13 protein-coding genes are annotated in these 12,859 nt (G+C 71.5%); 7 read left to right on the plus strand and 6 right to left on the minus strand.

Annotation, left to right across the window (positions count from 1 at the left end; translation table 11 throughout):
* Positions 1-82 precede the first annotated feature (82 nt).
* Complete coding sequence (locus IM777_RS15395) at positions 83-1,162, minus strand: alkene reductase (RefSeq protein ID WP_194383969.1); 1,080 nt, start codon at positions 1,160-1,162, stop codon at positions 83-85.
* A 48-nt stretch (positions 1,163-1,210) separates the two neighbouring features.
* Positions 1,211-1,789: an orotate phosphoribosyltransferase gene (pyrE, locus tag IM777_RS15400; RefSeq protein ID WP_194383970.1), complete on the minus strand. Its 579-nt coding sequence runs from the start codon at positions 1,787-1,789 to the stop codon at positions 1,211-1,213.
* 46 nt (positions 1,790-1,835) lie between these two features.
* Between pyrE and IM777_RS15405 the strand changes: the two genes are divergently transcribed.
* Both IM777_RS15405 and IM777_RS15410 read left to right on the plus strand, forming a co-directional pair.
* Complete coding sequence (locus IM777_RS15405; RefSeq protein WP_194383971.1) at positions 1,836-2,675, plus strand: exodeoxyribonuclease III; 840 nt, start codon at positions 1,836-1,838, stop codon at positions 2,673-2,675.
* Between the two features lie 48 nt (positions 2,676-2,723).
* Positions 2,724-3,218, plus strand: coding sequence for a PNPOx family protein (locus IM777_RS15410; RefSeq protein ID WP_071045412.1), 495 nt, complete (start codon positions 2,724-2,726; stop codon positions 3,216-3,218).
* A 6-nt stretch (positions 3,219-3,224) separates the two neighbouring features.
* On the opposite strand, the gene IM777_RS15415 is transcribed toward IM777_RS15410, so the two are convergent.
* Positions 3,225-3,842 (minus strand): hypothetical protein, encoded by a 618-nt coding sequence (locus tag IM777_RS15415; protein WP_228480853.1) that lies wholly within the window; start codon positions 3,840-3,842, stop codon positions 3,225-3,227.
* A 104-nt stretch (positions 3,843-3,946) separates the two neighbouring features.
* Between IM777_RS15415 and IM777_RS15420 the strand changes: the two genes are divergently transcribed.
* The 4 genes from IM777_RS15420 to IM777_RS15435 all read left to right on the plus strand — a co-directional run bounded on the left by IM777_RS15420 (position 3,947) and on the right by IM777_RS15435 (position 8,055).
* Complete coding sequence (locus IM777_RS15420) at positions 3,947-5,206, plus strand: sensor histidine kinase (protein ID WP_194383972.1); 1,260 nt, start codon at positions 3,947-3,949, stop codon at positions 5,204-5,206.
* 32 nt (positions 5,207-5,238) lie between these two features.
* A complete protein-coding gene (locus IM777_RS15425; protein WP_390178516.1) occupies positions 5,239-5,952 on the plus strand; it encodes a response regulator in 714 nt (237 codons plus the stop codon).
* 109 nt (positions 5,953-6,061) lie between these two features.
* Complete coding sequence (locus tag IM777_RS15430) at positions 6,062-6,946, plus strand: ABC transporter ATP-binding protein (protein WP_194383973.1); 885 nt, start codon at positions 6,062-6,064, stop codon at positions 6,944-6,946.
* On the plus strand, positions 6,943-8,055 hold the full coding sequence (locus tag IM777_RS15435) for an ABC transporter permease (RefSeq protein ID WP_194383974.1): 1,113 nt from the start codon (positions 6,943-6,945) through the stop codon (positions 8,053-8,055). The genes IM777_RS15430 and IM777_RS15435 overlap by 4 nt, the downstream gene beginning before the upstream one ends.
* 590 nt (positions 8,056-8,645) lie before the next feature.
* On the opposite strand, the gene IM777_RS15440 is transcribed toward IM777_RS15435, so the two are convergent.
* On the minus strand, positions 8,646-10,439 hold the full coding sequence (locus IM777_RS15440) for a glycoside hydrolase family 15 protein (RefSeq protein ID WP_228480854.1): 1,794 nt from the start codon (positions 10,437-10,439) through the stop codon (positions 8,646-8,648).
* A gap of 46 nt (positions 10,440-10,485) precedes the next feature.
* Between IM777_RS15440 and IM777_RS15445 the strand changes: the two genes are divergently transcribed.
* Positions 10,486-11,883, plus strand: a complete 1,398-nt coding sequence (locus tag IM777_RS15445; protein WP_228480855.1) for a glucose-6-phosphate dehydrogenase — start codon at positions 10,486-10,488, stop codon at positions 11,881-11,883.
* 21 nt (positions 11,884-11,904) lie between these two features.
* Here IM777_RS15445 and IM777_RS15450 read toward each other — a convergent pair whose 3' ends face one another.
* Together IM777_RS15450 and rraA are read right to left on the minus strand one after the other, a co-directional pair.
* Positions 11,905-12,279, minus strand: a complete 375-nt coding sequence (locus IM777_RS15450) for a VOC family protein (protein WP_194383976.1) — start codon at positions 12,277-12,279, stop codon at positions 11,905-11,907.
* Between the two features lie 66 nt (positions 12,280-12,345).
* Positions 12,346-12,807, minus strand: coding sequence for a ribonuclease E activity regulator RraA (gene rraA, locus IM777_RS15455; protein ID WP_071045418.1), 462 nt, complete (start codon positions 12,805-12,807; stop codon positions 12,346-12,348).
* Positions 12,808-12,859: the final 52 nt, after the last annotated feature.

Raw genomic sequence — 12,859 nt, forward strand, 5'->3', positions numbered from 1 at the left:
GGGAAGCTCCGCGGTGATCCTGCTGGGCACCCTCATCACGTGGATCGTCGTCTGGATCCGCCGCCGCGACGAGTGAGATGCGTCAGGAGACCGCGGCGAGCGCCGGGTAGTCGGTGTACCCCTCGGCGGTGCGGCCATAGAAGAGCTCGGGGCGCGGTTCGTTGAGGTCGGCGCGCTGCTGCCAGCGGTGCACGAGGTCGGGGTTGGCGATGACGGGGCGCCCCACGCCGACCGCGTCGGCCCAGCCCTCGGCGACGAGGGCCTCGGCCTCCTCCCGCGTGGTGGGAGACGAGAACCCGGAGTTCAGGATCACCGGTGCACCGACGCTGCGGCGGATGCGCTGCACGAGGTCGCCCTGGGGGTGGGCGTGGAGGATGTCGACGAACGCCAGCCCGAGGGGCGCGAGCCCCGCCGCGAGCGCGGCGTAGGTCGCGCGCGCGTCGGCGTCGTCGGTCTCGAGGACGCCCTGGATGTTGTGCTGCGGCGACAGGCGGATGCCGGTACGGTCCGCGCCGATGGCGGCGGCGACGGCTGCCGTCACCTCGACGGCGAAACGCGCACGCGCCTTGGGCGAGCCCCCGTAGGCGTCTTCGCGCCCGTTGGAGGCGGGCGAGAGGAATTCGTGCACGAGGTAGCCGTTCGCGCCGTGCACCTCGACGCCGTCGAACCCGGCCGCGACCGCGTTGCGTGCGGCCTGCGCGAACTGCGCGATCACGGCGGGGATCTCGTCGGTCTCCAGCGCGTGCGGGACGGGCATGTCGACCTTGCCCTCGGGCGTTCGCGTCTGTCCTGGAGCCGGCAGGGCGCTCGGCGCGACGATCCGCTCGGTGCCGGTGATCGCGGTGTGCGAGACACGACCGCCGTGCATCAGCTGCATGACGATGACGCCGCCGGCAGCATGCACCGCGTCGGCGACCAGGCGCCAGCCCTCGATCTGCTCGGGCGTCTCGATGCCCGGCTGGCCGGGGTAGGACATGCCCTCCGCGACAGGCCACACTCCCTCGCTCACGATGAGCCCCTGCCCGGCGCGCTGCCGGTAGTACTCGACCATCGCGTCGGTGGGCACGCCGTCGGCACCGGCGCGGGTGCGGGTGAGCGGCGCCATCACGACGCGGTTGGCCAGATGCAGCGATCCGAAGGTCGCGGGAGAGTAGAGATCCATGGTGACCGCCAACGACCCCACCGCGGTGCCGTATTCCCGAGCCGGGACCTACTGCGGAGCGAGCCCCAGGTCGTCGAGATCGACGGCGGCCAGCCACTGCAGGCCTTCCGCCTCGACCGCGGCCTGCGCACCCGTCTTGCGGTCGACGATGACCGCGACCGCGACGGGCTCGGCGCCCTCTCGCCGCAGGGCCTCGACCGCCTTGAGCGCCGACTGACCGGTGGTGGAGGTGTCTTCGACGACCACGACGCGCTTGCCCGCGACGTCCGCCCCCTCCACCTGCCGGCCGCGCCCGTGGTCCTTCGGCTCCTTGCGCACGACGAACGCGTCGAGCGGCGCGTCGGTGCGGGCCGACTCGTGCATCACGGCGTTGGCGATCGGATCCGCCCCCAGCGTCAGACCACCCACCGCGACGATGCCGTCGATGTCGCGGATGAGGTCGAGCATGATGCGCCCGATCGCCGGCGCCGCGCGGTGGTCGAGCGTGAGCTTTCGCATGTCGACGTAGTACGACGCCTTCTTGCCGCTGGAGAGGGTGAAGTCGCCGTGGAAGACGGCCTCGGTCTTGATCAGCGCGATGAGGTTCTGCCGGTCGATCTCGAGGTCTGCGGTGGAGGCGGCGGTCATGATGTCGAGTCTAGGAGAGTCGGCGGGCGCGCCTAGGCTGGAATCCATGCGCCTGGCCACCTGGAACGTCAACTCGATCCGCGCCCGCGTCGACCGCATCGTCGACTTCGCCGTCCGCGAGCACATCGACGTGCTGGCGATGCAGGAGATCAAGTGCAAGGAGGAGCAGTTCCCCTACGAGGCGTTCGAAGCCGCCGGATTCGAGGTGCGCGCACACGGCTTCTCGCAGTGGAACGGCGTGGCCGTGGCCAGCCGCGAACCCATGACCGACGTCGAGACCGCGTTCGACGGCATGCCCGGGTTCGCCAAAGGACACGAAGGTCCGGATGCGCCGCAGGAGGCGCGCGCGATCGGCGTGACCACGGGCGGCGTCAGGGTCTGGAGCCTGTACGTGCCGAACGGCCGGGGCCTCGGCGATCCGCACTACGACTACAAGCTGCACTGGCTCGCCGCCCTCGAGAAGCACACGCGAGACGTGCTCGCGGCCGACCCCGGCCTGCCCCTCGCGCTGGTCGGCGACTACAACATCGCGCCCACCGACGCCGACAACGGAGACCCCACGATCGTGCCGGGCTTCTCCACGCACGTGTCGCCGCCGGAGCGGCAGGCCTTCGCGTCCCTCACCTCCGCGGGCGTGGTCGACGTGGTGCGCCCGCTCATCCCCACCGGCTACACGTACTGGGACTACAAGCGGCTCCGCTTCCCCCGCAACGAGGGCCTGCGCATCGACTTCATCCTCGGATCGGAGACCTTCGCAGACGCGGTGACCGGCGCATCCATCCATCGCGACGAGCGCAAGGGCGAGGGGCCGAGCGATCACGTGCCGGTCGTCGTCGATCTCGACCTCGACGGCGCGGACGACGACGACCGCCCGATGATCTTCTGACACGCTCCCGGGGTTGTGGCACCGCGGACGGCTCGGGAAGCTGGTCGCATGAAGCCGCTCGCGCGTGTCCTGCTCTCCGTCCTCACCGTTGCGCTCGTGGGCGCCGTCGCCGTGCTGGCCGCCTTCGTCGTCGGCGTCCGCACCAAGAATCCGTCCGTGCTGCGGGCGGCCCGCGTGATCCAGCGCGACGTGATGAACCGCGGCGCGATGCGCACCGCCGGCACGACGGAGTCGCCGTGGACGATCATCCGTCACCGCGGCCGCAGGTCGGGAACGGTCTACGAGACCCCCATCGGCACGCACCGGGAGGGCGACCTCTTCTACGTCACCATCCCCTACGGCCCGGGCACGCAGTGGCTTCGGAACGTGCTCGCCGCGGGAGGTGCGACGCTGATCACGCGCGGCGAGGAGATCGAGGTCGTCGATCCGCGGGTGGTGCCGATCGAGACCACGCCGATGGCGCAGAAGGATCGGGCGGCGATCGCGATCTTCGGGGTCACCGACGCGCTCGTGCTGCGCGTCGCCTCATCCGGCCACGCGTGACCGGGCTCATTCCGCCGACGTCGTCGGCGTCGGCGCGGGGTCCGGCGTCTCCTCCGGTTCGGGCGTGCAGTCCAGCGGGGCGGAGTTTCCGCTCTCGGTGAAGTCCTCGCACGTGAGGAACGCCCTGTGGTTCAGGCCCAGCAGGAACGACGCCACCGCCACCCCGACCACGACCAGCGCGATCAGCCACTTCGTGCTCACGCGCGTCGCGTCGCCGAACTCCGGCCACACGATCCGCACGAGCAGCCACAGGGTGAACGGCAGCCCGATCAGCACAGCGAGGATCGCACCGAGATCGATGAGGAAGACGAAGAGGTCCTCCTCCTCGTCGTTGATGAAGAACATCAGCGCCAGCCACACGCTCGGAAGCAGCAGCAGGAACGCGCGCAGCAGCCGCACGCCGACGGGGCGACGCTCGACGAGCACGAAGACGAACGCCGCGGTGGCGGCCGCCCAGACGGCGAGCAGCTGGTCGAAGAACAGGTCCCCCCACGCGCCGAGGGTGAAGGCGGGCCACCAGACGACGACCGCCATGCCGACCATGGCGACGCCGACGCGGCCGTCCTGACGGCGTGACGTCGACGCCTCGCGATGCTCGCGGCGGCGACGCGTTCGGTCGTTCATCCGGCTCCCCTCCCCCGCACAGTCAACCAGCACATCCCGCCCCGCCGCGGGATCTCCGCCGTCCGAGGGATGTCCGCCGCCGATGCCGCCCGTACGGTGGAGGAATGTCCGCCCTCGACAGCGCGCGCGGTGTGCGCGCGACCACCCGCGCATCGCTGCGGTCAGATGTCTGGCTCGCCGCGGGACTGTTCATCGCCGCCGTGCTCAGCATCGCGCTGAACTCCGTCGCCGGGATCTTCGGCGGCGATGCCCCCGGCCCCGAGTGGGGCCTCGTCTACGCGCTCGCCCTCACCGCCCCGCTCGCGGTGCGGCGGCGCTATCCCGCCACGGTCGCGATCGCCGTCGCCGTGACGTACTTCGTGGGCATGACCGCCCGCATTCCCGAGGTCTACGTCGGCAACATCGCCATCTTCGTGAGCTTCTACACCGTCGGCGCGTGGCTGGTCGATCGCCGGCGAGCCACGATCGTGCGCACGGGCATCATCGCCGGCATGTTCGTGTGGCTGATCGTCACGACCTTCCGCGCCGCGATCGACCCCTCCGACGAGGCGCTGTCGCAAGCCGGACTGTTCTCGCCCTTCGCGGCCTTCATGATCCTGCAGTTCCTCATCAACGCCGCCTTCTTCGGCGGCGCCTACTACATGGGCGAGCGCGCCTTCACCGCCGCCGAGCAGCGCACCGCCCTCGAGCAGCGCACACGTGAGCTCGAGCGCGAGCGCGAGGTGACGGCGGCGCAGGCGGTCGCCCTCGACCGGGTGCGCATCGCCCGCGAACTCCACGACGTCGTCGCCCACCACGTCTCGGCGATGGGGGTGCAGGCCGGTGCCGCACGCGCGGTGCTCGACCGCGACCCCGTCGCGGCCCGCGCCGCCCTCGCGGGAGTGGAGGATTCCGCCCGCGGCGCCCTGTCGGAACTGCGGCACCTGCTGGAGACGCTCCGCACCGACGACGCCGAGCCGGTCGACGGCTCCACCCTCACCCTCGCCGGCCTCGGCGACCTCGTCGCCCACGCCCGCGACCACGGACTGCCCACGACACTCACGACGGTCGGGGAACCGCATCCGCTGACCGCCGTCACCGAGGTGAGCCTGTATCGCATCGCCCAGGAGGCGCTCACGAACGCGCGCCGCCATGGCGGCCCCGGCGCCACCGCCGAGGTGCGGCTGCGCTACACCGACGACGGCGTCGAGCTCGAGATCACCAACACCGGACGAACCGTCCTGTCACCGCGCTCCGGGCTCGGCATCGTGGGGATGCGCGAGCGCGCGGCCGCGATCGGCGGCACCCTCACCGCCGCGCCCCGCGAGCGCGGCGGGTTCCTCGTGCGCGCGCACGTGCCCATCACCGCGGAGGTCGCCGCGTGATCCGGGTGCTGCTGGTCGACGACCACGCCGTCATGCGCGCGGGGTTCCGCATGATCCTCGAGGCGACGGGAGAGATCGACGTCGTCGGCGAGGCCGGCACCGGCGCCGAGGCGATCGCCGCCGCATCCGCCCTGCACCCCGACGTGATCTGCATGGACGTTCAGATGCCCGACATGGACGGCATCGAAGCCACCCGACGGATCGTCGCGGGCGCCGCCGACGGACCGGCGATCGTGATCGTGACCACCTTCGACCGCGACGACTACCTCTTCCGCGCCCTGTCGGCCGGAGCGAGCGGGTTCGTGCTCAAGAACGCCGGCCCCGAGGAGCTCGTGCACGCCGTGCGCGTGCTCGCCTCGGGCGACGCGCTGCTGGCCCCCGAGGTGACCCGTCGCGTGATCGCGCGCTTCGCGGGCACGGATGCGGCCACCGACGCCACGCCGTCGGATGCACCGCCCGCGGCAGCGTCGTCCGCGGCGGCGTCGGCGGCATCCACTTCCTCCGGCGCGGGCGGTGCGGGCGGCGTCGCGGGCACGCCGGATGCCGTGCCGGCGGCGGAGCTGACCGAGCGCGAGGCCGAGGTGCTGCGGTTGGTCGCGCAGGCGCTGAGCAATGCCGAGATCGCCCAGCGCCTCTACATCGGCGAGGCGACGGTGAAGACGCACGTCTCGAACGTGCTGCAGAAGCTCGGCGCCCGCGACCGCGTCGCGGCCGTCGTCTACGCGCACCGGCACGGCCTGGTCTGATCCTCCTCCCCGGGACGGAGGCGACGACCCGCCCACGGGGGGATGTCCACATCGGCCCGGGTTTGTAGCGTCGGTGTCGGTGGAAGATCTCCGCCGGAAGGAGCGCGACATGCTGCGACTGCAGGGCCTCACCAAGAGCTACGGCGAGCGCCGGGTGCTCGACGACGTCACGTTCGACGTCGCCGCCGGACGCCTGACCGGATTCGTCGGCGGCAACGGCGCCGGCAAGACCACCACGATGCGCATCGTGCTCGGTGTGCTCGGCGGTGACGCCGGAACCGTGACGCTCGACGGCGCGACGGTCACCTCCGCCGACCGACGGCGGTTCGGGTACATGCCCGAAGAGCGCGGCCTGTACCCGAAGATGAAGGTGCTCGAGCACATCGTCTATCTCGCCCGCCTGCACGGCTTCGGCAAGGCAGACGCCGAATCGCGCGCGCGTGCACTGCTGGAAGACCTCGGTCTCGGCGAGCGCCTCGGCGACAACATCGAGACGCTGTCGCTCGGAAACCAGCAGCGCGCACAGATCGCCGCAGCCCTCGTGCACGACCCCGACGTGCTCATCCTCGACGAGCCCTTCTCGGGTCTCGACCCGCTCGCCGTCGAAGTGGTCGCCGCCGTCCTGCAGGAGCGGGCCGCCGCGGGCGCATCCGTGCTGTTCAGCTCGCACCAGCTCGACGTCGTCGAGCGGCTGTGCGACGACCTCGTCATCATCGCCGGCGGCACCATCCGGGCCAAGGGCGCACGCGACGAGCTACGGGCCGCCCACGCGCAGCGCCGCTACGAGCTCGTCTCCACCGGCGACGCCGGGTGGCTGCGCGACGAAGAGGGCGTCGAGGTGCGCGACTTCGACGGCGGCTACGCCGTGTTCGACGCCGATTCCGACGAGACGGCCCAGCGGGTGCTCCGCCGCGCCGTCGCGCAGGGCGACGTCGCCAGCTTCGCCCCGCAGCATCCGACCCTGTCGCAGATCTTCAAGGAGGTCATCCAGTGAACGCCACCCCGACCGCCGGCCCCACGACGGCCGGCCCCACGACGGCGCAGAGCGTCTGGCTCGTCGCCGAGCGGGAGATCGGCTCGAAGCTGCGCAGCAAGGCCTTCATCATCTCGTTCGCGATCCTCTTCGTGGGCGCGCTCGCGCTGGTGCTGTGGGGCGGCTTCACCGCGCAGAACACCTCCGGCACGCCCGTCGCGGTGACGTCCGACGCACAGCAGTACGTCGTGGACGTGCCCGGCGTCGACGTGACCGACGCCGCATCCGACGCCGAAGCGCGCGAGCTCGTGAGCTCCGGCGAGGTCGACGCGGCCATCGTGGGCGATTCCGCGTCGCCGACGGGCTTCACGGTCGTCGCCGAATCCAGCCCGCCGACCAATCTGCTGCTCTCCCTGTCGCAGCTGCCCACCGTGGAGCTGCTCGACCCCGACGCCGGGTCGGATGCGCTCGGGTTCGTCGCCGCCATCGGTTTCGGCGTGGTCTTCCTCATGGCGGCATCCCTGTTCGGCGGGACCATCGCGCAATCGGTGGTCGAGGAGAAGCAGACGCGCGTGGTCGAGCTGCTCATCTCGGCGATCCCGGTGCGCTCGCTGCTGGCCGGAAAGGTGATCGGGAACACGATCCTCGCGATGGGGGAGATCCTCATCCTCGTGGCGATCGCCGTGGTGGGCCTGACCGTCACGGGACAGTCCGAGTTGCTGCAGGGCCTCGGGGCGCCGATCGCCTGGTTCGCGGTGTTCTTCTTCTTCGGCTTCGTGCTGCTGGCGACGCTGTTCGCCGCCGCCGCGTCGATGGTCTCGCGCCAGGAGGACATCGGCTCGACCACCACGCCGCTCACGATGCTGATCATGGCGCCGTACTTCCTCGTGATCTTCTTCTACGAGAACCCCGTCGTGCTCGGGATCATGTCGTACGTGCCCTTCTCGGCGCCGGTGGGAATGCCCATGCGCATGTTCCTCGGCGAGGCCCAGTGGTGGGAGCCGCTGCTGTCGCTGGCGATCCTCATCGCCACGTGCCTCGGAGCGATCATCGTCGCCGCGAAGATCTACGAGAACTCGCTGCTGCGCATGGGCGCCCGCGTCAAGCTCTCCGAGGCCCTCTCCCGCTGACGCGCGGGCGGTCGGCGCACGCCGGACGGCGGCGGACGGCGGGCGGCGGACGGCGGCGCACGTGCACGTGCACGTGCACGTACTCAGGCTGGCGGGCGTCGGGCCCGGGTGAATCCCGGTCCCGGCGCCGCTTCGTCCCCTCAGGGCCTGAATTGGTGCACGTGGTGTGCGACCGACAGGGCGGGCGGAGGCGGCAGGGCCGGCGGAGGCGGCAGCGCCGGCGGCTGGGTGTACGGGCGGTGGGGCGGGCGGAGCGGCTGAGGCGCGCAGGAGGTTCTCCCCCGGCCCTCCCCACCGGCCCTGCCGGCCCCACCGTCCCCACCAGCCCTGCCGTCCCCACCGGCCCTGCCCGCCCCGCTGACCCCACCGTCCCCACCGTCCCCGCCGACCCCGCGCCGGGGATGCGGCCGGGCGGAGCGGACCCGCGCGCGGTGTGCACCAACTCAGGCTCGGCGCGGCCGAATCTGGCCCCGGGCCCGGAATCGGCTACTTCGTCACCGCGCAGCCTGAATTGGTGCACAAGGGGGTCCGGGAGGACGACGGGTCCGCCGACCCGGGGCGACGGCGCGTCCGGCCGAGGCGGGGGCGGGTCAGACGCGGTAGGCGGCGCGACCGGAGTGGCCGACGAGGGCATCCGCGGCGCGCACGAGGGCGAGGTGCGACAGGGCCTGAGGGGTGTTCCCGGCGTGGCGGTCGCGCCCGACGTCGTACTCCTCCGACAGCAGCCCGACGTCGTTCGCGACGGCGCACGCCCGATTCATCAGCTCATCGGCGTCGTCGAGCCGGCCGCTGCTGGCGTACTGCTCGACGAGCCAGAACGTGCAGGCGAGGAAGGGATGCTCGTCGCCGGGGAGGCCGTCGACGCCGCTGTCGGTGCGGTAGCGCAGCAGGAAGCCGTCGCGCATGAGCGTGCGCTCCATCTCGGCGACGGTGCCGAGCATGCGCGGGTCGTCGTGGTCGCAGAAGCCCACCTGGGGCAGGAGCAGCAGCGACGCGTCGACCTCCGTCGAGCCGTAATGCTGCACGAAGTGCCCTCGCTCCGCGTCGAAGCCGTTCGCGTCGATCTCCTCGCGCACCCGGTCGCGCAGGAGCTCCCACGTGGATGCGTCCCCCGGCAGCCCCGTCTCCCTCACGGCGCGCACACCACGGTCGAGCGCCGCCCACACCATCGCCCGCGAGTGGGTGAACATCGTCTCCTCGCCGCGGATCTCCCAGATGCCGCAGTCGGGTCGGTCGAACCACTCCACGACCTGATCCAGCAGGGCCTTCTGCAGCGCCCACGAGAAGTCCGACTCGTCGACGCCGGCGTTGCGGGCCGCCTCGAGAGCGACCATCACCTCGCCGATCACGTCGGCCTGGAACTGCGTGTAGGCACCGTTGCCGAGGCGCACCGGCGCCGACCCCTCGTATCCGGGCAGGCTCGTCAGCTCGCTCTCGGGCAGCTCCCGCTCCCCCGCGATGCCGTACATGATCTGCACGTCGGCGGGGTCTCCGGCGACCGCCCGCAGCAGCCAGCGCCGCCAGCGGAACGCGATGCGCGTGAAGCCGTGCTCGAGCAGCGCCTCGAGGGTGAGGGATGCGTCGCGCAGCCACACATAGCGGTAGTCCCAGTTGCGGGACCCGCCGAAGTCCTCGGGCAGCGACGTGGTCGCCGCGGCGACGATCCCGCCGGTGTCGAGGTGGGTGAGCGCCCGGAGCACCAGCAGCGACCGCACGACCTCCTCGTGGTGCGGTCCGTGGTGCTCGATCGTCTCGGCGAAGTCGCCCCAGAACGACTGCGTCGACGCGCGGACGGCGTCGACGTCGACCGGCGGCGGGGTCGGCAGGTGGGATGCGAACCACGTCAGCGTCACATCGACCTCGTCGCCGGGCCCGACCGTCACGGTGCCGCGATGCCGGTGGTCGACGGCGCGGAGGCGGGCACCCCGCACGACGACCGCGTCGGGTCCGGCGATCCCCAGCAGCGCGGGCGCTTCGTCGTCGCCGATCTGACGCACCCACGGCACGGAGCGCGCGTAGTCGAACCGGACCACGAGCTCGTGATCGAAGGCGACCTCGCCCGAGACGCCGACGATGCGGCGCACGATGTCGGTGCGGTCGCCGTCGATCGGCATGAACTCGTGCACCTCGGCGACACCGTCCACGCTCTCCCATCGGGTGACGAGGGTGAAGGTGTCACCGTCGTAGCGGCGCGTCGGCGTCGCGTGCGGGTCGGCGGGTCGAAGCATCCATCTGCCGTGGTCCTCGTCACCGAGAAGGGCACCGAAGACGGAGGCGGCGTCGTAGCGGGGCGGACAGAACCAGTCGATGCTGCCCTCGCGCGAGACGAGCGCCGCGGTGCGGCAGTCGCTGAGCAGAGCGTAGTCCTCGATGGGTGCGGGCACGGCAGCCTCCCGGGAGCAGTGTGGTGGGCAGCGGTTCGACGCTATCGTGGGCGCCGTGACCTCCGCGACCACGACGCTGCTCATCCTCGGAGCCTCGGGAGACCTCACCTCCCGCCTGCTCCTGCCCGCCCTCGGCGAGCTCCTCACCCGAGAACCCGATCGCCACGTGCACCTGCGCGGCGCCGGTATGGACGACTGGGACGACACGCACTGGCGCGATGTGGTGAAGACCTCGTTCGCTGCCGGTGACGCCGACGCCGCCTTCGCCGCGGTCGATCAGACCACGTACACGCGCGCCGACATCACCAAGGCGGATGACCTGCAGCGCCTTGTCCACGGCGTCGACGGACCCCTCGCGCTGTACTTCGCCGTTCCGCCGGCGATCGCCGCCCGCGCGTGCGAGGCCCTCGCCGACGTGACCCTTCCCGAGGGCACGATCCTGGCGCTCGAGAAGCCCTTCGGAACGGATGCCGACAGCGCGCACGCGCTCAACCGCACGCTCGAGCAGCTCGTCCCCGAGAATCAGATCTTCCGCGTCGATCACTTCCTGGGGCGCTCGACGCTGCTGAACCTGCTCGGCGTGCGCTTCGCGAACCGCGTGATCGAGCCGGTGTGGAACGCCGAGCACGTCGAGAGCGTGCTCGTGCGCTTCGACGAGGCGCTCGGCCTCGAGGGACGCGCGGGCTACTACGACAAGGCCGGCGCGATGATCGACATGATCCAGAGCCACCTGCTGCAGGTGCTGGCCTTCCTCGCGATGACCGCACCCGCATCCCTCGACGAACGCGATCTGCGGGATGCGACCGGCGCGGCCCTGCGCGCGACACACGTGTGGCACGACGACCCCGCGTCCGCCTCCCGGCGCGCGCGCTACACCGCCGGATCGATCGGGGACCGGACGTTCCCCTCCTACGTCGACGAGCCCGGCGTGGACCCGTCGCGCCACACCGAGACGCTCGCCGAGGTGACCTTCGCGGTCGACACCGCGCGCTGGGCGGGCGTACCGTTCACGCTGCGATCGGGCAAGGCGATCGGCGAGCCGGTGCGCGAGATCGTCGTGCAGTTCCGTCCGGTGCGGCACGTGCCGACGGGGCTCACCGGGGATGCATCGGGCTCGGTCATGCGCTTCTCCCTCGGTCCCGACGTGCTCTCGCTCGAGCTCAACGTCAACGGCGCCGACGACCCGTTCGAACTCGAGCGCATCGGCCTGACCGCCGACCTCGGCGCCGGCGCGCTCCGGGCCTACGGCGAGGTGCTCTCGAGCATCCTCGACGGCGATGCCGCCCTCGCGGTGCGCGGGGATGCGGCCGAGCAGTGCTGGCGCATCGTGCAGCCGGTGATCGACGCGTGGCGCGCCGACGACGTGCCGCTGGACGAGTACCCGGCCGGTGCGGCCAACCCCACCGGCTGGCCGTCGCACGCGACCCCGCCGCTCAAGCACTGAGGCGGGCGCAGCCGCCGCGACTCAGGCGTGGAGCACCGCGAGCACGTTGCCCGCGGGGTCCCGGAACCACGCGATGTCCGGGCCGTTCTCGCCGCCGCGCACGATGCCCTTCTCGTCGCCGACGTCGGGGTAGATCCTGGTGTCGACCCCGCGGGCGTTGAGGTCATCGACCGCGGCGTCGATGTCGGGCACGGGGAAGTTCAGGATGGTGAAGGTCGCCGGCACGTGATCATCCTTGGCGTAGACGAAGATCGCCGCGCCGGATTCGAGTCGAAGCGTGAGGAAGCCCATCGCGTTGTCTTCCACGGTGAGGCGGAGTGTGTCGCCGTAGAACGTGCGCGCGGCGTCGAGATCGTCGACGGCGAACCCGCTGAAGGCGTCTGTGGTGCGGAACATGGGGCCTCCGAATCGTCGAAGCAAGCATCCACCCGCGGATGCCCTCAGCGCCAGTGGCGGCGTGCGTCAGGAGACGAGGATGCCGTCGGCGTCGGCCCACACGAGGTTGCCGGGGGTGAAGACCACCCCGCCGATCTCGACGGGCACGTCGACCTCGCCGACGCCGTCCTTGACGCTCTTACGCGGGTTGGATCCGAGGGCTTTCACGCCCAGGTCGAGCGTGGCGAGCACGTCGCGGTCGCGGATCGCGCCGTAGACGATGACGCCGGCCCATCCGTTCTCGACCGCCGAGGAGGCCATGATGTCGCCCATGAGGGCCGACTCCAGCGATCCGCCGCCGTCGACGACGAGCACGGCTCCCTCGCCCGGCGTGGCCAGCACATCCTTCACCAGGCCGTTGTCGCGGAAGCACCGGATCGTGCGGATGGGGCCCTCGAACGCGCGGCGTCCGCCGAGGTCCTGGAACGGCACGGAGACGGAGGCGAGGGCGTCTCCGCGCTCGTCGTAGAGATCGGCGGTCGCGGTCATGCGCCCACGCTACCGGCGTGCGGGAATGAATTCGCGCGAATGTTGTTTCAGG

The organism is Microbacterium luteum (assembly GCF_015277875.1).
GTDB classification, from domain to species: domain Bacteria; phylum Actinomycetota; class Actinomycetes; order Actinomycetales; family Microbacteriaceae; genus Microbacterium; species Microbacterium luteum.